The sequence below is a fragment of the Pseudoalteromonas caenipelagi genome (assembly GCF_013140855.1).
GTDB lineage: Bacteria > Pseudomonadota > Gammaproteobacteria > Enterobacterales > Alteromonadaceae > Pseudoalteromonas > Pseudoalteromonas caenipelagi.
On sequence record NZ_JABBPG010000018.1, the window covers coordinates 1 to 20395 of the forward strand.

The 20395-nt window shown below is 43.2% G+C and carries 15 protein-coding genes; 5 read left to right on the top strand and 10 right to left on the bottom strand.

Features of this window, described 5'->3' with window-relative positions:
* From HG263_RS21950 to rnr, 3 genes are all read right to left on the bottom strand, one after another.
* Window positions 1–3157, bottom strand: a 3157-nt coding sequence (locus tag HG263_RS21950) for a fibronectin type III domain-containing protein (RefSeq protein ID WP_171628208.1), incomplete at its 3' end; no start/stop codon positions are given.
* Window positions 3158–4054: 897 nt separating this feature from the next.
* Entirely contained in the window at window positions 4055–4795 is a 741-nt protein-coding gene (rlmB, locus tag HG263_RS21955; protein WP_171628209.1) for a 23S rRNA (guanosine(2251)-2'-O)-methyltransferase RlmB, read from the bottom strand.
* 2 nt (window positions 4796–4797) lie between these two features.
* Window positions 4798–7290, bottom strand: a complete 2493-nt coding sequence (gene rnr / locus HG263_RS21960; protein ID WP_171628210.1) for a ribonuclease R — start codon at window positions 7288–7290, stop codon at window positions 4798–4800.
* 324 nt (window positions 7291–7614) lie between these two features.
* Here rnr and HG263_RS21965 point away from each other — a divergent pair, with 324 nt between their 5' ends.
* The 3 genes from HG263_RS21965 (at window position 7615) to HG263_RS21975 (ending at window position 10506) form a co-directional block, all read left to right on the top strand.
* Window positions 7615–8511, top strand: coding sequence for a DMT family transporter (locus tag HG263_RS21965; RefSeq protein ID WP_171628211.1), 897 nt, complete (start codon window positions 7615–7617; stop codon window positions 8509–8511).
* Window positions 8477–9172, top strand: coding sequence for a glycerophosphodiester phosphodiesterase (locus tag HG263_RS21970; protein WP_171628212.1), 696 nt, complete (start codon window positions 8477–8479; stop codon window positions 9170–9172). Before HG263_RS21965 ends, HG263_RS21970 begins: the two co-directional genes overlap by 35 nt.
* A gap of 128 nt (window positions 9173–9300) precedes the next feature.
* Window positions 9301–10506, top strand: a complete 1206-nt coding sequence (locus HG263_RS21975; protein ID WP_171628213.1) for a methyl-accepting chemotaxis protein — start codon at window positions 9301–9303, stop codon at window positions 10504–10506.
* A gap of 24 nt (window positions 10507–10530) precedes the next feature.
* Here HG263_RS21975 and epmA read toward each other — a convergent pair whose 3' ends face one another.
* Entirely contained in the window at window positions 10531–11505 is a 975-nt protein-coding gene (gene epmA / locus HG263_RS21980) for an elongation factor P--(R)-beta-lysine ligase (protein ID WP_171628214.1), read from the bottom strand.
* Window positions 11506–11600: 95 nt separating this feature from the next.
* Window positions 11601–12167, bottom strand: a complete 567-nt coding sequence (efp, locus tag HG263_RS21985) for an elongation factor P (protein ID WP_171628215.1) — start codon at window positions 12165–12167, stop codon at window positions 11601–11603.
* Window positions 12168–12208: 41 nt separating this feature from the next.
* On the opposite strand from efp, the gene epmB reads away from it, so the two are divergent.
* Window positions 12209–13222: an EF-P beta-lysylation protein EpmB gene (gene epmB / locus HG263_RS21990; protein WP_171628216.1), complete on the top strand. Its 1014-nt coding sequence runs from the start codon at window positions 12209–12211 to the stop codon at window positions 13220–13222.
* A gap of 31 nt (window positions 13223–13253) precedes the next feature.
* On the opposite strand, the gene HG263_RS21995 is transcribed toward epmB, so the two are convergent.
* A complete protein-coding gene (locus tag HG263_RS21995; protein ID WP_171628217.1) occupies window positions 13254–13463 on the bottom strand; it encodes a hypothetical protein in 210 nt (69 codons plus the stop codon).
* A gap of 71 nt (window positions 13464–13534) precedes the next feature.
* Here HG263_RS21995 and HG263_RS22000 point away from each other — a divergent pair, with 71 nt between their 5' ends.
* On the top strand, window positions 13535–13828 hold the full coding sequence (locus tag HG263_RS22000) for a prephenate dehydrogenase (RefSeq protein WP_171628218.1): 294 nt from the start codon (window positions 13535–13537) through the stop codon (window positions 13826–13828).
* 39 nt (window positions 13829–13867) lie between these two features.
* Here HG263_RS22000 and HG263_RS22005 read toward each other — a convergent pair whose 3' ends face one another.
* From HG263_RS22005 to HG263_RS22020, 4 genes are all read right to left on the bottom strand, one after another.
* Window positions 13868–14350 carry a DUF3016 domain-containing protein gene (locus tag HG263_RS22005; protein ID WP_171628219.1) on the bottom strand — a complete coding sequence of 161 codons (483 nt, stop codon included), beginning with the start codon at window positions 14348–14350 and terminating at the stop codon, window positions 13868–13870.
* Window positions 14351–14453: 103 nt separating this feature from the next.
* Window positions 14454–17525: an efflux RND transporter permease subunit gene (locus HG263_RS22010; RefSeq protein ID WP_171628220.1), complete on the bottom strand. Its 3072-nt coding sequence runs from the start codon at window positions 17523–17525 to the stop codon at window positions 14454–14456.
* Window positions 17522–18589, bottom strand: coding sequence for an efflux RND transporter periplasmic adaptor subunit (locus HG263_RS22015; protein ID WP_171628221.1), 1068 nt, complete (start codon window positions 18587–18589; stop codon window positions 17522–17524). Before HG263_RS22015 ends, HG263_RS22010 begins: the two co-directional genes overlap by 4 nt.
* Window positions 18590–18790: 201 nt before the next feature.
* On the bottom strand, window positions 18791–20269 hold the full coding sequence (locus tag HG263_RS22020) for a flavin monoamine oxidase family protein (protein ID WP_246240063.1): 1479 nt from the start codon (window positions 20267–20269) through the stop codon (window positions 18791–18793).
* Between the last annotated feature and the right edge of the window lie 126 nt (window positions 20270–20395).

A 20395-nucleotide genomic window follows, 5' to 3' on the forward strand; every position in this document is an offset into this window, starting at 1 on the left:
AACACACTTTAATGCGGTAAACCTTGCCTGCTGAATTACTCAGACCAAAACTCGTCTCACCATTTGTAAGTGTGGCTAACTCGTCCCAATCAAGCGATGCAAAATCACAGTCGCTTGCATCAGCACACGAAGCGCTTTCAATCACAACACGGGTTACACCTGGCACACTTGGCCACGTTAGCTCTGTGCCTTTGTTTTTAGCTGTAAATTCTTGGTCTATTACTTCTACGCGCTGCTCTGTTTCCCAAAGCTCGCTGCACGCTTCAACATCTTCAGCCGACTGAGTCGCTATAGGTATAAACAAATCTCCCATAATCACAGGGATGATTTGTTGCGCATCGGTTAAACCACAGGCTTGAGCAAAAAAGCGATATACACCCGCCTCTTCAAACAAATATTGGTGTTTACCCGGTGCTTTAGTAAATGGCTTTGCACTACCATTAGAGCTACTCGCCAGCTTAATCTTCTCTGTTGTGTTTGGCAGCATCACATAAAGCGTTGCATTCAATGGCAACGTAGCTGGGCTTTCAAATTCCCAAGTGATTTGCTCTGTAGTGTTAATAAATGCGAGCGCAGGCGCTGACACTTTCAATTTAGGTGTATCTGCTGGTAGCCCTGCGGTTTTATATTCTTCTGTTGCTGAAGACCAAGCCGAACATTCTGTACTACTAATACATGAACGAATCTTATATGAACGAACACCGCCATCTAGGTTTTCCCATGTGATACGGTTAGTACCAGACTCATTACCACCTGGTGACGTATATCTGCCAGGTAGCGTCCAATCATTTTCATTATATTTGATTGAAATATCGTAATATTCAGTGCCAGGAACTGGCCCCCACTCTAGCGTTGTTGTGCTGCCATTTACAATTACATTGTGGATCCAAACCGGTATTTCTACCTTATTTGACTCAGCTGACCATTCAGTACACTTGCTTAAGTCGCTATTACAACTGCGCACTTTATAACTTCTATGCCCCGATGGTAAATCAGGCCAAGAGATATGCTTATCATTACTGGTGTAACGACCTGGAACTGTCCAGTCATTACCATTGTATTTGATTTGAATATCAAACTTACCCTGAATTGAGGTATCCCAATTCACAGCAACGCCATGATTTTCTACAAGCGATGCCTTAGGTGCTGCAACAAAGTTTTTAATCACGTTAGACGCTGGTGAATATTCTGAACACCACCCCGGCTCAATACACGCTTTGACCTTATAACTTCTGGCACCTGGGTCTACATCATCCCAAGAAATAACGACCTTATCACCGCTATAATCTTTATCTTGGTAAACAAAGCGCCCTTCTTTAGTCCAATCATTTGAATCAAATTTGATAGAAAGGTCGTAATACTGAGCGTTGTATGATTTGTTCCACTCTACACCCACCTTAGTGCCAGTCACCTTTGCTACAGGTGCTGAAGGGGTATGTGCATCGGAAAGCACCTCAACTTCAGCAGAATAGACTGAGTAATCGTCGCTACACTCGATGATGTTACACGCCTTCACCCTAAACTTGTAGGTGCCTGAGGATTGATCAAGTTTCTCATACTCGGGCTTGTCACTTTTATATTCTCGGTTTGAAGAAGAAAGCATGCCATTACTGTAATATTCATTAATTAAGTAGTATGTGGCGTAATCAACTTTATCCCACTTAATATGGATGTCTTTCTTACTTACCGTAGCCTCTGGTTTATTCGGTGCTAGCGGCTTGGGTGTAGAAATTGTTTCAGCACTGGTCGTCCAGCCCTCAGAGCAGACATCTTTGTCATCACACGAGCGCATTCTGTAACGACGGTCTTTAAAGATGCTTTGGAAATTTTCCCATGTATGAGCGTGCCCTGTATATTTCAGATTGGACGTTTGCCAAGCACCTTCTCCATCACGATACTGCAATTGGTAATAGCTTGCCCCTGACATTTCTGTCCAAGTAATCGTGGCGTCTTTGCCACTGATAGCCACATTGACCGATGTTGGCGGAAAGATTTCAGTACGCAACGCCACTTCATGAAAAACGAGTGGCTCTGAGCACCCCATATCATTACATGCAACTAGAGAGTGATTATATGTTCCGTCATACAACTTTTCCCAAGACTTGTAATTTGCGGTAGTTTCATGTTTTTTAATATCTTCAAACATGCCACTACGCCACTTTTGTGTAATTTCGTAGCGTGTAGCCCATGCAACATCTGACCACGTTAATGCAATGCCTTCACCAACAATATTTGCCTCAGGAGCGCTCGGTGTAATAGGTTTCGGTGTATTAATAGAGTTCGAAGCACTCGACCATGACGAGCAATATGTTGCATCAACACATGCACGCATCCGGTAATTACGGTTTTTAAGCATTTCTTTGGGGTTGTTCCACACATGTGAGCCACCATGATAGCTGCCTTGTGATGTTCCCCAGCTCCCCGTGCCATCACGATATTGCAACTCGTAATAGTTCGCCTCCGGCACAGTGCCCCAAGTAATAGACGCTGATGTGCTATTTACAGACGCCGATACAAAAGCTGGCACACTGACAGGTGTGCTTATCCAATTCGATGAGCTTGACCAAGATGAACAACCACTGCTATTACACGCATTCATACGGTAATTACGGTCTATTAACTTTTCGGTGACGTTACTCCATGTATATGAGCCACCAGTATACGTCATACCCGATGTGTTCCAACTGCCGTTACCATCTCTGTATTGCAGTTGATAATAATCCGCATGCGAGACTGTACCCCAGCTAATCCAAGCACTCGTGCCATCACTATTAATTGACGCCGATACATAAGGCGGGGTACTTGGTATTGGCGGTGGCGGTGGTGGTGTGCTTATCCAGTTCGATGAGCTAGACCAAGAAGAGCAGTTATTACTGCTGTCACACGCTCTCATACGGTAGTTTCTGTTGAGGAGTGTCTCCGTCACATTTGACCAAGAATGAGAGCCCCCGTAATACATACCACCAGACGTTCCCCAGCTCCCAGTACCATTTCTATATTGTAGTTGGTAATAGTCGGCGCCTGACACTGTACTCCAGGATATTGATGCCTCCGTGCCTGTATTACTGATCCACGCAGACACATAAGAAGGCGTGCCAATCGCATGTACCGCAGCACTGAGCAAAGAAAAGCATAAAAGAAAAACTATACGAATCACTGTTGACTCTCCTTGTGTGAACAAATCATTTTGATCCCAATTAATCCATTGATAAGCAACATATGATTTGTCATATATTGTATTTTCCTCTGGCGGGGGGGCATATTTAGCTCCAATTAACATTGATATAGTGACAATAAACCGCGCGATTATAAAGCAATGCCCTAAAGAACTACATATGGTCACCATTATAAAGTGTGAAACTATGTAAAGTTTATTGTTGTGCTGAGTTAATACGAATATCCTATACCCAGATTAAGCAACCAACATTCGTTAGGAGTTAAAATGAAGCTGCGATATTTACCATTATTCATCATAGCACTGCCAATCAGTGCTTACGCTGCAGAGGTAGCAATCACAGACATTAAATATATCGCACCTTGGACAGAGCACGTTGATGTGTAAATGATTTGTATCGGATAGATCTGAAAAATGACAATGGTGCCCAAGCAAAACTATCTACTTTACTCGCCGCATTTATGTCAAATAAAAAGGTAGGACTCAGTTTGAATGGATGTGTAGGTAACAGACCTAAAATAGCTGGTATCCGCTTATACAAATAACCTATCGTAATGCTTTGAAGAGTCAAAGTATGAAACTACATTAGTGATATATGATAATGATTATCAAAGTGGCAAAACAAAGTATACACCGACCTTAACAATATAAATATTATTTAAATCACTTACCATTCATGATTAGAAAAATAACAAATTCAGAAACGTTTTTTATAATCCAGTGAAATATATAAATGCTAAAAGGAAGTTGGTTTTAGTTTGTTGAATGACCATCACAGCTAAGTATAATCAAAATAGTTAAAACTTAACTATGCGGCGAATTGGTTGAAATAAAAAAGCGCGGTGCTACTTTGCGCTTTTTTATTCACTTGTTACTAATTTACAGAGCACTACGCTGACGTAACACTTCAAATAAACATATTCCTGTCGCCACTGACACATTCAAGCTTGAGACTGTACCGGTCATTGGAATTTTAACGAGAATATCGCAGTGCTCTCTTGTTAAACGACGCATACCGTCACCTTCAGCCCCCATAACAATTGCAATAGGTCCTGTCAGGTTGGCATCAAAAACGCCTGTGTCGGTTTCACCAGCGGTGCCTGCAACCCAAACACCCGCTTCTTTGATGTCTCGTAATGTGCGAGCAAGATTAGTTACTTGAATAAGCGGTACTGTTTCAGCTGCGCCACAGGCAACTTTACGAGCTGTGCCATTAAGCTTTGCAGATTTGTCTTTTGGCACAATCACCGCGTGTACACCCGCCGCATCGGCACTGCGCAAACACGCCCCCAAGTTATGTGGGTCGGTTACGCCATCCAAGACTAAAAAGAACGGTGTTGTTTCACGTGCTAAGATCTCATCTAAATCTTTTTCACTGTAGGTTCTAGCTGCTTTTACATTGGCTATAATACCTTGGTGTTGTTCACCTTTAGCTTTGTTATCAAGCGCTTTTCGCTGCATAAATTGCACCGAAATACCAAATTTGCGAGCTTCATTGATCAGCGGATTCAAACGTTTATCTTCACGACCTTTAAGCGCATAAATTTCTAAAAAGCGCTCAGGCTCTTTCGCTAAAATCGCTTCGATACTATGAAATCCAAAAATTAATTCATTACTCACTGTTATTGTGCTCCAGAGCTACTTGTATTGCGTTTTCGGGCATTTTTGCCAGGGCGTTTCACCTTGACTTTTTTACCCTTTGCTTTTGTTTTTGATAGACCTTTTTTGGCCTCTCCCCCCGCTTTTTTGGCTTTTTTCAACTTGCCTTTTGGGGTGGTTTTTTTACCTTTTTTAGGCTTATGCTCGTCTTTATTATCCCCTAGTGCGGGCTCTTTTTTACTTGGGATCCTACCTGCTTTTAGTTGCGCTCTAACACTTTGCGGCTCTGGCCTCGCATCTGACTTCGCTGATTTGTTACGACGGCGTGCATATCTATCAGGTAGCTGCTCACCAGCCATAGCCAAATTAATGCGTCGCTCATCCAAACTTACCGAAGCCACAACCACTTTGAGCTTATCGCCTAAGCGATATATCTGGCGGCTGTGCTCGCCTACTAAGCAGTGCTTAGCACCATCATAATGGAAGTATTCTTGCCCTAAGCTAGAAATATGGATCATGCCATCAATTTGCAAGTCATCTAAGCGTACAAACAAACCAAAATTTGTGACCGATGACACCACACCAGTAAATTCATCACCCACATGGTCTTGCATGAATTCACATTTCAGCCAGTCGGCAACTTCACGGGTGGCATCATCGGCACGGCGTTCAGTGGTTGAACACTGCTCACCGAGCTGATCCACCTCATCGGTGTCATATACATACGCCCCAGAGGTTTTTTGACCTTGGCTGGTTAAGATGCCTTTAATCGCCCTGTGTACAACCAAATCTGGGTAACGACGAATTGGCGACGTAAAATGTGCGTATGCATCAAGCGCCAAACCATAATGGCCTATGTTGTCGGGCTGATACACTGCTTGCTTCATTGAGCGCAGTAGCATGGTTTGGATCAGTTCTTGTTCGGGGCGCTCACCTAATGAATTTAGCGTAGCAGTCAACTCAAGCGGTGAAGGGTCATTCGGTAATAAGCTTTCTATACCTAAGTCATTTAAAAACTGTCTAAAGTGGCTCAGCTTTTCTTGGTCTGGCTCATCATGTACACGATATAACGCGCTAGCTTCATGCTTTTCAAGCAATTTAGCTGCAGAGACATTAGCTAAGATCATGCACTCTTCAATTAACTTATGCGCATCGTTACGTACCAAGGGCACTATCGATTCAATCTTGCGATGTGCATTAAATACAAAACGTGTTTCAACTGTCTCAAATTCAATTGCACCGCGTGTTTGTCTGGCTGATTTTAGCGCCATATACATTTGTTGTAAGTCGGTTAAATGCGGCACCAATTGAACATACTGTTCACGCAGCTGTTCATCACCTTGCAATATTGCGTGCACTTTGGTGTAAGTCAGCCGTGCGTGAGAATTCATAATCGCTTCGTAGAATCGATAGCCCGACAAACGCCCAGCATCAGAGACGGTCATTTCGGCCACCATGCACAAACGATCAACTTGCGGATTTAATGAGCACAGGCCATTTGACAACACTTTAGGTAGCATGGGGATCACTTGCTCAGGAAAATACACCGAGTTGCCGCGCTCTATTGCTTCTTTATCAAGTGGGCTGCCTTTTGGCACATAATGAGACACATCTGCAATAGCTACCCATAAACGCCAGCCACCTGATTTTTTGCGTTCACAATAAACCGCATCGTCAAAGTCCCGGGCATCTTCACCATCAATGGTCACCAATGGCAAATCACGTAAGTCCACACGCCCAATTTTATCCGCTTCTGCTACTTCTTCACCATGACACGCTACTTGCTCAAGTACCGCCTCTGGCCATACATGGGGAATATCGTGATTGCGCAAAGCAACTTCAATTTCCATACCCGGAGCCATATGCTCACCGAGTACTTCTGTTACTTTACCCACTGCGTTCATTTGCCTTGTTGGGCTTTGAGTAATTTGCACTTGCACCATTTGGTTATGACGCGCACCGTTTTCACTGCCAGGTAAAATGATGATATCTTGCGTAATGCGAGGGTCTTCAGGCACAACAACCGCTGTACCATGCTCAACAAAGTAACGCCCAACGAGCGGCGCACGCTCGTTTTCTAAAACACGAACAATACGTGCTTCGACCTTACCACCAGAGCCTCTGCTTGCCGCCTTAGCGAGCACGATATCGCCATGTAACACCCCGTTCATTTGGTGCTTGGCAATAAACCAATCTTTAGGCTCACCTTCCACTGCCAAAAAGCCAAAACCATCACGATGACCAATTACCCGACCTTTCACTAAGCCATCATCTGTTGGTATGACGTAGCGTTTAAATTTATTGAAGTGCAATTGTCCATCTCGTTCCATAGCGCGCAAGCGACGCTTAAACGCCACTTGGCGTTCATCATCTAGCACTTTGAGACTATTGCAGAGTTGACTAAAAGTGGTCGCTTTGTCGGCAGCTTTTATGTGCTCTAAGATAAATTCGCGACTGGGTACTGGGTTTTCGTATTTGTCTTGTTCTCGACTGAGATAAGGATCCTGTTTTGACATTCACTAACTTGTTAATTGAGTTATGTTGTTATTTTAACCCAAAAGCCGATAATGAGACAGCTTCACATAGTGAAAGTTTTATTTAGAGCAGCATCCACCCATTTAGTGGCGTGTAATTTAGCGACCGCACGTCGCACCGCACTTAATTGACACTGTGCTAAGGCAACCTCATTTGAAAAACTCACAACACTTTATCAATATGTTCTCTTTGCGCTTTTACGGCTAATTGCTCAATCTATTGCTGGCCACTTTATAACGCTAGTTTCAGTGACAAATGTCAACATGATACACTGCTACACCTCATAACATTTTAAGACACCACCCATGCGCCCTGAACAAACCTCGTTGCTCTATCTTCATATCGCCGTATTGCTTTTTGGTGGCACCGCGCTGTTTTCCAAACTTATCAACTTATCTGCATTAGATATCACGGTTTATCGCACTGCAGTGGCCTTTGTCGTCTTAGCGTTACTGCTAAAATTGATGGGCAAACCGCTGCGTTTAGCGCACCCCAAAGACTATTTAATAGCGATAATGCTGGGCGTCGTGGTGGGTCTACATTGGGTGACTTATTTTGCTGGCATGCAAATGGCAGGCATCGCCACAGGGATCATTGCTTTTTTTACCTACCCAGTTATCACGGTATTTTTAGAGCCTTTGTTTACTAAACAAAGAATCAAAAACAAAGATATTATAAGCGCAGCCGTCGTCCTCTTTGGCATTTACTTACTTATTCCAGAGGCAAACTTAGGTAATCAAGTCACTTTGGGCATTATTACCGGCATTAGTTCAGGGGCGTTATTTGCGCTACGCAATTTATTACAAAAACGCTTTTTTGTGACATATAGCGGGCCTCATACCATGTTTTACCAAACCTTAACTGCCAGCGTTATGCTAGCGGCTTTTGTAGACGTTCCGCCCTCTTTGCTGCCTAACCAAGATATTTACTATATATTACTCGCAGGTGCTGTTTTTACAGCCATTCCCCATGCATTATTTGCTAGCAGCCTAAAGCACTTATCGGCCACCACCGCAGGGTTAATTTCTTGCTTACAGCCCTTGTATGGGACGCTTTTGGCCTTTATGCTGTTGGCAGAAAAACCAACAATAATGACTCTAGTTGGCGGTCTGCTGGTGATCAGCGCTGCTTGTTTTGAAACTTGGTCTATCACGAGGAAAAAGCCCAATGCTAGTATTCGCTCATCGGGGGGCCAGCGGTAATTACCCTGAAAATACCCTAAGTGCCATTCAAGCGGCCCTACAAGCCAATGTTGATGGCGTTGAATTAGATGTGCAAAGCTGTGCCGATGATTACGCTATCGTGCATGATACGTGGCTGGATAGAACGACCAATGGCTCCGGTAAAGTAAACCAAACTCAGTTAAAAGAATTACAAGCACTGGATGCAGGTAATGGCGAGTTTATTCCAAACTTACAGCAAGCGCTCGACGCCATCGGTCAGCAAACCATGATCAACTTAGAGCTAAAGCATACTTTTGGCCTGGATCAATTTGTAGCCTGTATCGAACAAAATGTGCAACAAGGCACTTTCCATCGAGAGCAACTACTGGTTTCATCATTTGATCACCACCAACTGGTTTGGCTAAAGCAAAAATTACCTTGGGTAAAAATTGGTGCGCTTACGGCGTCTATTCCATTGCACTATGCAGAGTTTGCACAACGCTTACATGCTTACAGCATTCATATTGATAAAAATTTTATCAATCACCAGTTTGTTGATGATGCCAAACAGCGCGGATTAAAGGTCTTTGCCTATACCGTTGATAAGCAGCAAGACATTGAAGATATGCGCGCGCTAGGTGTCGATGGCATTTTTAGCAACTTTCCTTGTCATGCAAAAATGATTTTATCGCGTTCTTAGCATATATTATTGATTAAAGAAGTATTTATGTTTTTACCTGTTGTAACTCGATAAGCCGTATAATCGACGATGCAGCGCCTTTTAAGAGGACAAACATGGATAACCACCAGCCCACAATGAGTCTTTACATGCGCTTATATAATCAAATTGAACAAAGCTTTTTTTATACACTGTCTCGGAAGATTTTCGGCAACCTCAGTTTTGTCTTTGCCTTTCAGGTGATCACCCTCATTTGGCTTTATAACGAGCTAGATGCAAAAGACGCCAGCCTAGGCATGTTTTGGTTAATGGCTTTTGGTGCGGTTGGTGGCTTTATATTTACCCTCTTTTATATGCGTTACTTGATTGTCAGGCCTGTTAGAGCCATGCGCGATAGCCTCCAACAAGCAAATCGCCAAGATGGGAATCTTAATGCTAAGTTACCCAAGTTCACCTATGATGAATTCAGAGAGTTAAGCGAGCAATACAATGCCTTCACCCAGCACCTACGGGCGCTGTTAGAAAAAACGTATGAAGGCGCGCAAACGGCTGCAACCAGTAACTACCAAGTTACTCACTCCATGCAACAAACCGCCGACTGTGGTGCCCAGCAAATAGATATGAGTGATTCAATTATTGCTGCCAGTGATCAGGTAACACATAGTTTGCAAAGCATTGTGGCCAATACCGATCAAGTGTATCAGGCCAATACTGAAAGTTTACACTTTGTCCGAGGGTCATCGCAGTCGTTAGCCACACTGGTTGATGAAGTAAAACAGATCACGGTGCTGCTTGGTAACTTTTCAACAACCGTATCGGGTTTGAAAGAGAACAGCGAAAATATTCGTAGTATTTTAAAAATGGTTGAAGAGTTTTCTGATCAAACTAACTTATTAGCGCTCAACGCCGCCATTGAAGCAGCCCGAGCTGGCGAAGCTGGACGAGGCTTTGCAGTGGTCGCTGATGAAGTGCGCAGCTTATCTGTTAAAGTTAATGATGCGACCCGCCAAATAAGCGACTTTATAAATCAAATGAATAGCTTAGTGGGAGAAACACACCGTGAGTCTCAGCTGCTTATCAGCCACTCTGAATCAGCAGAACAAGCCATTAGTAAAACATCCAAAGGTTTTGCGGATATGAGCCATGACTTTGAGCGCAACCAAGCACAATTAGAACAAATTGCCAGCGCCGTACACCAACTTGAATCAACCCAAGCGCATACTCATGAAACAGTGCAACAAATTGTTGCCCTTGCTCAACAAGCAAAAACACAAATTGATGCTGCGCTGAATGACTGCCAGCGCGCTCAACAACTCACTGAAACAACCCAACAAGAACTACAAAGGTTTGTGTAAAGCATAGCTATGTAGACGCGAGTGTTACGCTCGCCCTACATCAAATGCTAACACATCGCTTATATGGCTTTTATTCAGCGCCAGCATTATCAATCGATCGACGCCTAATGCCACACCTGAACATTGCGGCAAACCATGTTGTAAGGCCGCAATAAAATGCTGATCGATAGCCACTGGAGATAATCCCATCTGCACACGTAATTGGTTGTCTTGTTCAAAGCGACTCGCCTGCTCTTTTGCATCCGTCAGCTCATTAAAGCCATTGGCCAACTCCATACCTTGATAATACAGTTCAAAGCGCCCAGCAACTCGAGGGTCGGCCTCATCAAGTTTGGCAAGCGCCGCTTGTGAGGCGGGAAAATGATAAACAAAACAAGGGGCATCAATGCCTATCTTAGGTTCAATTTCCATGCAAAATAGTAATTGTAACAGTGTATCTGGGTGAGTTTCTCGATTGGCAATATCACTATATCCATGCTCACTTGCACACTGTTTGAGTTCTTCAAGGCTTGCACTAAGTGGGTCAAGCCCAAGCACATCAACAAATACCTGCTGATAGGTCACTCGCGTACACGGCGCGCATTGCAATAGCAATTGCATTAGCTGCTCAATCTCATCCATCAGGGCATATTCATCAAATCCAGGGCGGTACCATTCCAACATGGTAAATTCAGGGTTGTGGTGTCGACCAGACTCTTCGTTTCGAAATGCCTTTGCCAATTGGTATATCGGTCCACTGCCAGCAGCTAACAGCCTTTTCATAGCAAACTCTGGCGAAGTTTGCAGATATAAATCGAGTCCATCTTGATTATTCGGCCCAACAAAGCGGGTTTTAAAGCTTGCAAGATGCACATCCGTTACACTGGCACGACATAAACTGGGCGTTTCCACTTCCAAAACGCCTTTGCTCGCAAAAAAAGATCTGATCGTCGCTAAAATCTCTGCTCTTTGTTTTAAAGTGGCTAGTGCTGCGCTAGGTGCCCATAGCTGCTGTGACATGTTGTTACTCTCTGATTGTTACCAAAACAAAAAGCCCAGCATATAGCTGGACTTTTAAACACTCTATGCCGTTTCAATCAGGCATGTTATTTGTATTACTTAACGCGGCTTACGTACTCACCAGTGCGAGTATCAACTTTGATCACTTCACCGATTTGTACAAATAGTGGTACACGTACAACTGCACCTGTGCTTAGCGTCGCAGGTTTACCGCCAGTGCCCGCTGTATCACCTTTTAGACCAGGATCTGTTTCTGTGATCTCTAGTTCAACAAAGTTAGGGGGAGTCACTGCGATAGGGTTGCCGTTCCACAATGTGATTGTACATACATCGTTTTCAACTAACCATTTTACGTTGTCGCCAACTGCTTTTTCATCTGCAGCAATTTGCTCAAACGTCTCGTTGTTCATGAAGTGCCAGAATTCACCATCTGTGTACAGATAAGCTAAGTCCGTATCCATAACATCAGCGCCTTCCACTGAGTCACCAGATTTAAATGTTTTTTCTAACACTTTGCCTGAGATCAATTTGCGGATCTTCACACGGTTAAACGCTTGGCCTTTACCAGGTTTTACCATTTCATTTTCTAAGATGGCACAAGGTTCGCCATCTAACATAATTTTTAAGCCGCCCTTGAACTCGTTGGTGCTATAATTCGCCATCGTATCCTCTAATCATCTTTTTTCGAGTAATAAACCTGCTAATGATACAAACAAATGAAGTAAATTTGCATAGTAACTGGCAAAAAGAATTGGCAAATGTAGTAACTTGCCCTCAAACCTTACTCAATATGTTGGGTTTAGAGGACTATTTTGACACAAAAGATGTCGAAGCGAGACGTTTATTTCCACTGCGCGTACCACAAGCCTTTATCAAAAAAATGCGTTATGGCGATAAGAATGATCCTTTGTTATTACAAGTTATGCCTCTGCATCAGGAATTTTTAAGTAAAGCGGGCTTTAATAAAGACCCATTACAAGAGCAACAAAACGCTCAAACAGGCGTATTACACAAGTACCGCTCACGCATATTAGTCATGTTAAAAACGGGATGTGCTGTAAATTGTCGCTATTGTTTTCGTCGTCACTTCCCCTATCAAGAAAACCAACTGAACAAACGTGCGTTATTAGATGTGGTCGAGTACGTAAAGCAACACCCACAAATCAATGAAGTCATTTTAAGTGGTGGCGACCCTTTAATGGCCAAAGATGATGCAATCGCATGGTTTATTAGCCAGCTAGAACCATTAGAGCAGCTAAAACGCCTAAGAATACATAGCCGCTTACCCGTGGTTATGCCGTCTCGCATAACGCATGAGCTATGTACTCATTTAGCACAAAGCCGATTGAAAGTTATTTTGGTGAACCATGTGAATCATGCTAACGAAATTGATGATGACTTTATCAACGCCATGACCATGCTTAAACAAGCAAATGTCACTTTGCTCAATCAGGCCGTTTTACTTAAAGGCATTAATGATACTAGCGATGCACAAATTGACTTAAGTGAAGCGCTATTTAGTGCAGATATCTTACCCTACTACCTGCATTTATTAGATAAAGTTGAGGGGGCAAGTCATTTTGATGTATCAGAGGAACATGCTAAGCGTATTATGGCCGAGTTACTAGAAGCACTACCTGGGTTTTTAGTGCCTAAGTTGGTAAGAGAAATCGGTGGCAAAACAAGTAAGACACCGATTGATTTACAGCTTAATTAACATTAAGCACAACACAAGCGTTTCGCTAGCGTTATACATAAACGTTAATATTATTACCTAAACTTGCTGTGGTTGATTTTGCGGGACTTTGCGCAGCTGCGCTACTCCCTGCGGCTTCAATCAAAGCAAGTGCTGCTCTCCCGTCTGCTTGCTGCTGTTTTTTGGCTAAAGAGGCGCTGTATACTTCGCCACTTGAGCCTGCACCAGACATTACAGGCAGGTTATTTCCGGAAATATTCATAAGCGTTACCTGACTTTTTAGATGAATCCAAGTAGACTATCGGCCGTTTTAGCAATAACTTTAGGAAAAATATGCAAACCATCATTGAAAAATTGAATGAAAACCTAAAAGTTGTTTATCGCCAATCACTTGATGCTGATAAAAAATTAGACGAATTACAGCGCCAAGGTCACGGAAAGTTTAAAGCCCTATTTACCGAAGATGCGGGGTTTAATTTTGAAGCCAAACGCTTTAAGCCATATGTATTAGATGTTGCAGCTGATGTTAAAGCATTAAGTGAGCAAGAGTCTGTTGATGAAGAAAAGCTCAAGAGCGCCGTATTGAAGCTGCAAAACTTACTTCAGCTTCTGGCAACATTTAAGTAATTAAACAAGCGCACCAGAACACGGTGCGCTATGCAAACTTTAGCTTTTAACCGCTTTCGCTATTTGCGATTCAAACCACTGATCAAGCAAGCGCTTTTCGTAATATAGTGAGCCTTCACGACCAGATTTAATTCGATCTAAAAAGCTCATGTCTTTTAGCTCTTCGGTCGCTTCGATCACTTGCTGGCCTTTGTTATCAACCAAACGATAACTAATGTCTAAACGTGGGAAGTAAATATCTTTTACCACCCGGATATTGTCCATATTAAAACGCGCCTCTCCCGCTAAGTCGATGTCGTTAAAAGTAACATCGAGCTTGTACCCGTCTGGTAGTTTTTCTGCAAGCTTAGCAACGTGCTTTTCAAATTGTTTAGCTAAGCGTTTATGAAATGCGCCTTTCACTTCGTTTGAAGGATATACATCACGATAATCGTTAAAATCTTTAAAGTGTACTTTACCTTCACCTGCATATGCGCCAAAGGCGCACAATAGACCAATCGCCATTGTAATTACGTTTTTCATATCAAGTCTCCTCATGCTCTTTGCATACTTCCTGATATAACCAAAAAATCCCTGCTGTGTCTGTCAGGTTTACGTACTTTTACATCTTTTAGCAAAATACGCATCAGCGCTGAGCTTTATTACCTGAAATACCAAACAACAGCGCATACAACACTGGCACCACCCCTAATGTTAATAAAGTAGAGAACAATAATCCGCCCATAATGCTTAAAGCCATTGGTTCCCACATTTCACCGCCACCTAGATATAAGGGTAATAAACCCAACACAGTGGTTGCAGTGGTAAGTAAAATCGGCCGCATTCTAGCTTGAGCAGCGTCAATAATCGCATTCACGGGATCGTTAGGCTCACTATCAAGCTCAGTTTTGATACGCTCAAGTAATACAATCGCATTATTGATCACTATACCCGCTAAAGAGATTACACCTAATAGTGTCATAAAACCAAAAAATGACTGCCCTATCAATAGACCGACAACCACGCCAATAAATCCCAAAGGAATGGTTATCAACACCAACAGCGATTTACGAATAGAATTAAACTGGGCCACTAACAACAACACAATAATCAATACCGCGATCGGCAGCTGCTGTGCGATAGATTGGTTTGCTTTGCCTGATGATTCCGCTTCTCCTCCTAACTCATAGGTATAGCCAAATGGCCAGCTTTTTTGCTGCTCATCAAGCCAAGGAGTCAGCTTTGCAAACCCTTCAGTGGCAGTAATACCATCTATTTGAGCCCCTATCACCACCGCTTTTACCCGATCACGACGAAATATCTGAGCACTTTCCCATACCACAGCAACGTCTGCGACTTGTTGCAAAGGCACCGAATTACCTGAAGACTGTGCGTACACCGCCATCGCCTTTAGTTTGGCAATATCTTGTCTATCAGAGGCAACGGAGCGCAATATCACTGGAATGGTATCTTCTTTTTCACGGTACTGGGTCAACTCTAAGCCACTTAATCCAGTTTGTAATGACGTGGCGATATCTTCACTGGATACCCCAGCCCTGCGGGCTCTTGCCTGATCGATATTGATCTCCAGCTTTTTGATCGGTAATCCCCAATCATCACTAATAGCTTTTAATCCATTTGTTTGACGCATTTTGGCTTTAACTTGGCGAGCGATCTCCATAATTTTGTTTTTATCTTCGCCTAAAATCCGCACTTCTACAGGGTTATTAATCGCCGCACCATTTTCAATTTTTCGTTGTGTTAGTAATAGATCTGGGTAGTTTTCCAGCGCATGCTGTTCTATCTTCGCCATCATGTCATCAATTAACGTGTAGGAAGTAACTGACACTATCATCAGTGCATAGTTTGAACTTGTTGGCTGTGGATTATGAGTGAGTAAAAATCGCGGACCACCATTACCTATATAACTTACCCATTTAGTTACCCCGTCTGTACGTTGCTTGTTCACTAACAATTGCTGATGAACATATTGCTCAAGATCTTTCACTAGGGCTTCCGTGGTTTCTAAACGAGTGCCAACGGGTAGTTCCAGCTCAACTTTAAAGTAGGTTCTATCTGAGGGAGGAAAAAACAGCTTGGGAATAAATTGCAATGCTTGCACAGCCACTATAAACATCGCTATACAGACCCCGACTGTCAGCCATCGGTGGTTCATGAGCCTGCTCAAAATAGTTCGATAACTTTGGTATATTGCACTACTAAACACCTCTTTTTGCTGTGCTTTTACTTTAACAAAATACACACACAGCATGGGGATCATGGTTAGCGCTAACAACCAAGAGCACAGTAAAGTAATCGTAACCACTTTGAATAATGACGCGGTATATTCACCAGTAGAAGACTCGGCTAAAAAGATCGGTAAAAATGCAGCGCCCGTGGTTAAAGAAGACACTAGCAAAGGGATTTTTAGCGCTTGAGCCGATTCAATCGCCGCATCGATGGCGCGCTTGCCTTGCTCCATTTGCACCATAATATTCTCAGACATAACAATGCCGTTATCCACCAGCATACCCAAAGCAATAATAAGCGCAGCCAAAGAGATTTGATCAATACTGATTTCAAAAAACGACATCACTAATATGCCAAATACCATGCTCATTGGAATGAGGCTCGCCACAACCAGACCAGTACGCAACCCCAAAGTGAATAGCATCACGACTGTCACAACTAACACCGCTTGAACAAGGTTAGAGACAAAGTCATCGACCTTTTTTTCCACCTCTTGTGGTAAAAAAGACAGCAATTTAAATTCAACGCCGATGGGGTAAACCGCTTCCAGCCTCTTAATTGCTTGCTTTACCTGCGCACCAAGCTCAAGGTTATTGCCGCCTTTGCGCATCGAAATACCAATGGTGAGACCTTGCTCATTGCCAACTCGCACTTTGGCTTTAGCAGGTTCAATATGATCTCGATACACCCTAGCAATGTCAGATAGTAAAATAACCTGTTCACTGCCTGGCACGTTGATGATGGTATTGGCTATTTCTGTCACTGATTCAAAGTTGCCGCTGGGTTCAACCACTAACGTTTCATCACCTACATACAAGCTACCACCAGGATTGACAATGTTACGCGCAGCTAATTGTTGTTGAAGAATACCTGCAGAAAGGTCTAAAGCAGCCAAGCGGCTATTTTCAAACTCAATAAATACTCGCTGCTCTTGGGTACCATATATCTCTACTTTTGCCGCGTCGGGCAAGCGCAAAAAGGTATCCCTGACCTGTTCAGCAACATCTTCTAATTCTCGGTGGCTATACCCTTCACCAGTCAAACCAATCACAATACCAAACACATCGCCAAATTCATCATTGACTATTGGTGCTTGTGCGCCCTTTGGCAGATCGGATTCAATGCTCTGTATTTTACGGCGCAAGTTGTCCCAAATAGGCCGCATGTTCTTGTAACTTTCTTTAATATTGACACTGACAATAGAAACCCCAGTTTTGGAGGTGCTGCTGACATAATCTAGCTCAGGTATTTGCTGAACCACTTTTTCTATTTGATCAGTGACCAACGCTTCCACCCGCTGCGGGCTTGCCCCTGGAAAGTAAGTAACCACTTGCGCCGTACGTATAATAAACCCAGGGTCATAATCTTTGGGCATTTTATTAAACGCCAATATGCCAAATACCAACATGGCAATAATAAGCACCCAAGCGGTGCGGTTGTTCTCAAGCGCTAATCGGGTAATATTCACGATTGGCCTCCAGAGAATTTAACTAGCTGTCCATCGTTTACTTTGCTCATTCCAGCAGAAATGACATGCTCTCCAACTGTAAGGCCATCAAGAACTTGAAAACCAAACTGCGTCATTTCTCCGATCTTAACTGGCGTTTTTACAACCTTGCCCCGTCCCTCATCGACTTGTTCAACAGTCCAAACATAATTACCTGATGCATCTTTTAATACCGTTTTAATTGGTAAATAGATGGCTTGTTGGTCTTGTGCTACTTGACTTGCGAAGACCTTAGCGGTCATCCCCGGTAAAATGTTGTAGCCTTTTGGAGGCGTCATGCCTAAGGTTAGCTCATAGGTGTTTGTGACCTCGTTGGCTTTGGTGCTAACTTCAACAAAAGTAAGCTCAAAGCGTCTATCTTCAATCGCAGAGAACTGTGCATACACCTGCTTAGGTGCCTCTTTTGAAACATTGATCATGACACTTTCAGGGACGTTTACCTTGATATTAACGGTTTTGATATCTTGTAAAGTAGCAATTGGCTGTTTCGCTTGTACTTCTTCAAACTGTTCTATTTGAGTGCGGGCGACTACGCCACTAAAAGACGCATGTAACGTTGTATATTCTAAGTTATTTTTAGCAGTTGCTAGACGATTCTTAGCGCTTGCAAATTGTAGTTTCAACTGATCATAATCGGCTTTTGATATCGTGCCTGTTTTAAGCAGCTTCTCGGCTCTACCAAAATCTGCACTAGCTTTTTCAAAAGAGGCTTGCGCTTCTTCAAAGGCGAGTTTGTAATCAGTATCATCCAAAGTAGCAATAACATCTCCTTGCTTTACTTCTTGCCCTTGTTTAACCATTAACTTGTTTACTTCACCGGGCACTTTGAATGACAACTGCGCTGAATTTGCCGCATCCACCACGCCTGGAAACTCTTGTACAGGACCCGCGTGAAATAAGCTAACGGCAATGGTCCTCACTGGCCGCAATTGGGGCGCTTGCTCGCCTGTTTGTTCATTAGGACTACACGCGATAAGCAAAATACCGCTAAAAAAGGACAATAAATAATTGCGACCAATAACCATGGTTAGCTCCTGCAAGTGTATGCTCGAAAGACTGTTTTTATATTCGTTGTTGGTAAGGTATGAGTGTAGCGCCCCAATTTAAAACCAACGGTTGGTGGTTTATCGATTAAAAATATGGCACTACAACTTAATTGAATCAAATAATGAGCTGATATTTAAAGACATCACGGCTGAGAGAGTAATCTCTGCCAGCCGTTATGGTTATACACCTTCAACCATCAGACGCGTATCTGGTAAGTATGATAAATGAGGTACGGCTAGATCAGGGCGCTCTATCCGACTTATCGCATTAAGCGCAGAAGCAATTGCACCTTCTTGCCAACCTGGCAACGAAGATAACTGATCACCAATCACAAAGAAATTGGGCACCGTTTGCGTACTGTGCGCTGTGCGAACAGCACTACCTTGCGCTAAGGCATTAAAGTGCGTCACAGCATTACCTGCATGCTCTTCTACCGCGTGCCACTGTGCCCATCCACCTTTGATGTATGGCATGTTTTGCCAAGCAATCGCCACTCCATGCTCCAAACCTTCACCAAATGCATGACCAAACAATTTAGCGCCAGCGCGCGCTTTATTTAAGCGCTCATCAATGGGCAATTTACCCCAGTTATAAGCAACTTGTGAAAAATTATAAGCACCTGTTAGCACCCCTTTTTGGTCATGATAAGCACATGATGGATACCAAATCTGTACAATTTCATCATCTGTCCAGGAGATACCACCAAAAATAGGCACCACACCGACTTCTGAGTCAGGCACTGTCAAAAGTTGCTCTTGGCATTGCACCGTATTGCGCACTTTCACCTGACTGCCTTGCCATAAATGGCGATCTGCTTGCCAGCCCACTTTGGTTGTACATGCTAAAAACTTATCTTGATGAATACCTTTATCATCAAAAAATTGCGCTTGATAGACTGCTTGCAATGCCTGTTTAAACGGCTTGTCTAGCCCAAGTTCATTACTCGCATCTTGTAGTGAATCATCCAAAATCTCTTTTAAGAAGGGTACAGCCATGTTCACAAAGCAATAATCACAATGATGAACATCAAGATCAGTAGTGCCTATTTTACTCACTGAAATTTTGAATTGTTGCTTAGCCTCATCCCACTCAATGTGCTTAACTGGGCTGTTAAGGTGCACCGTGCCACCCAATGCTGCCACTTCTTTGGCAAACGCGTGTTGCACTTGGTCCATACCACCGACAGGTTGAAACAAAGTCGCTTGCCATAGAAAGTCTACAGGTTGATAAAACCGCGTTTTATCCCAAAATTGTGACTCTAGTAAGCTATTAAAACTTAACGGCTCAGCAGTCACGCCAGCTTGCACACCTGGCAGCTCAGTGTAACCGGCGCGTGATTTACCATTTTCCATACCGGCCTGCCCTGCGCTTGTGACATATTTACCATTTTCACTCAGCTCACCAAAGCTTATCATCAGCTCTTGCAGCTGCTTGGCCCGTGTCGTCACTTCGCTCTCTGGCACTTGGCATTCGGTGCTACGTACCAATTGCTCAGCATTGTCAAAAACCAATTGCGCAAGCCAGCCCCGAGTATTATGGTCCAAGCGGCGGTAAACTAACGGCATACCATTAAAGCTATCTTTCATCTGCACCAAGTTAGACTCACTATTCATCACATAGACTTCAACATCTACGCCAAATTGCTTTAGATAAGACATGTAGTGGTCAATACTTTTTGGCCACCTCGTTATAAGTTTCCCAGTATTGCTTTTCTTTCATAATCGGTGAGCAACCATTGTTATGTTGATGAGGTCGATACCGATTGTAATAACCCACTATGTATT

What these genes read in the sequence shown, in the direction of transcription:
- HG263_RS21970 (WP_171628212.1), top strand. Translation starts at nt 8,477, where the DNA reads ATGCTAGTATTCGCTCATCGGGGGGCCAGCGGTAATTACCCTGAAAAT.
- rnr (WP_171628210.1), bottom strand. Translation starts at nt 7,290, where the DNA reads ATGTCAAAACAGGATCCTTATCTCAGTCGAGAACAAGACAAATACGAA.
- HG263_RS22000 (WP_171628218.1), top strand. Translation starts at nt 13,535, where the DNA reads ATGCAAACCATCATTGAAAAATTGAATGAAAACCTAAAAGTTGTTTAT.
- HG263_RS21965 (WP_171628211.1), top strand. Translation starts at nt 7,615, where the DNA reads ATGCGCCCTGAACAAACCTCGTTGCTCTATCTTCATATCGCCGTATTG.
- epmA (WP_171628214.1), bottom strand. Translation starts at nt 11,505, where the DNA reads ATGTCACAGCAGCTATGGGCACCTAGCGCAGCACTAGCCACTTTAAAA.
- HG263_RS22005 (WP_171628219.1), bottom strand. Translation starts at nt 14,350, where the DNA reads ATGAAAAACGTAATTACAATGGCGATTGGTCTATTGTGCGCCTTTGGC.
- epmB (WP_171628216.1), top strand. Translation starts at nt 12,209, where the DNA reads ATGATACAAACAAATGAAGTAAATTTGCATAGTAACTGGCAAAAAGAA.
- efp (WP_171628215.1), bottom strand. Translation starts at nt 12,167, where the DNA reads ATGGCGAATTATAGCACCAACGAGTTCAAGGGCGGCTTAAAAATTATG.
- HG263_RS22020 (WP_246240063.1), bottom strand. Translation starts at nt 20,269, where the DNA reads ATGTCTTATCTAAAGCAATTTGGCGTAGATGTTGAAGTCTATGTGATG.
- HG263_RS22015 (WP_171628221.1), bottom strand. Translation starts at nt 18,589, where the DNA reads ATGGTTATTGGTCGCAATTATTTATTGTCCTTTTTTAGCGGTATTTTG.
- HG263_RS21995 (WP_171628217.1), bottom strand. Translation starts at nt 13,463, where the DNA reads ATGAATATTTCCGGAAATAACCTGCCTGTAATGTCTGGTGCAGGCTCA.
- HG263_RS21975 (WP_171628213.1), top strand. Translation starts at nt 9,301, where the DNA reads ATGCGCTTATATAATCAAATTGAACAAAGCTTTTTTTATACACTGTCT.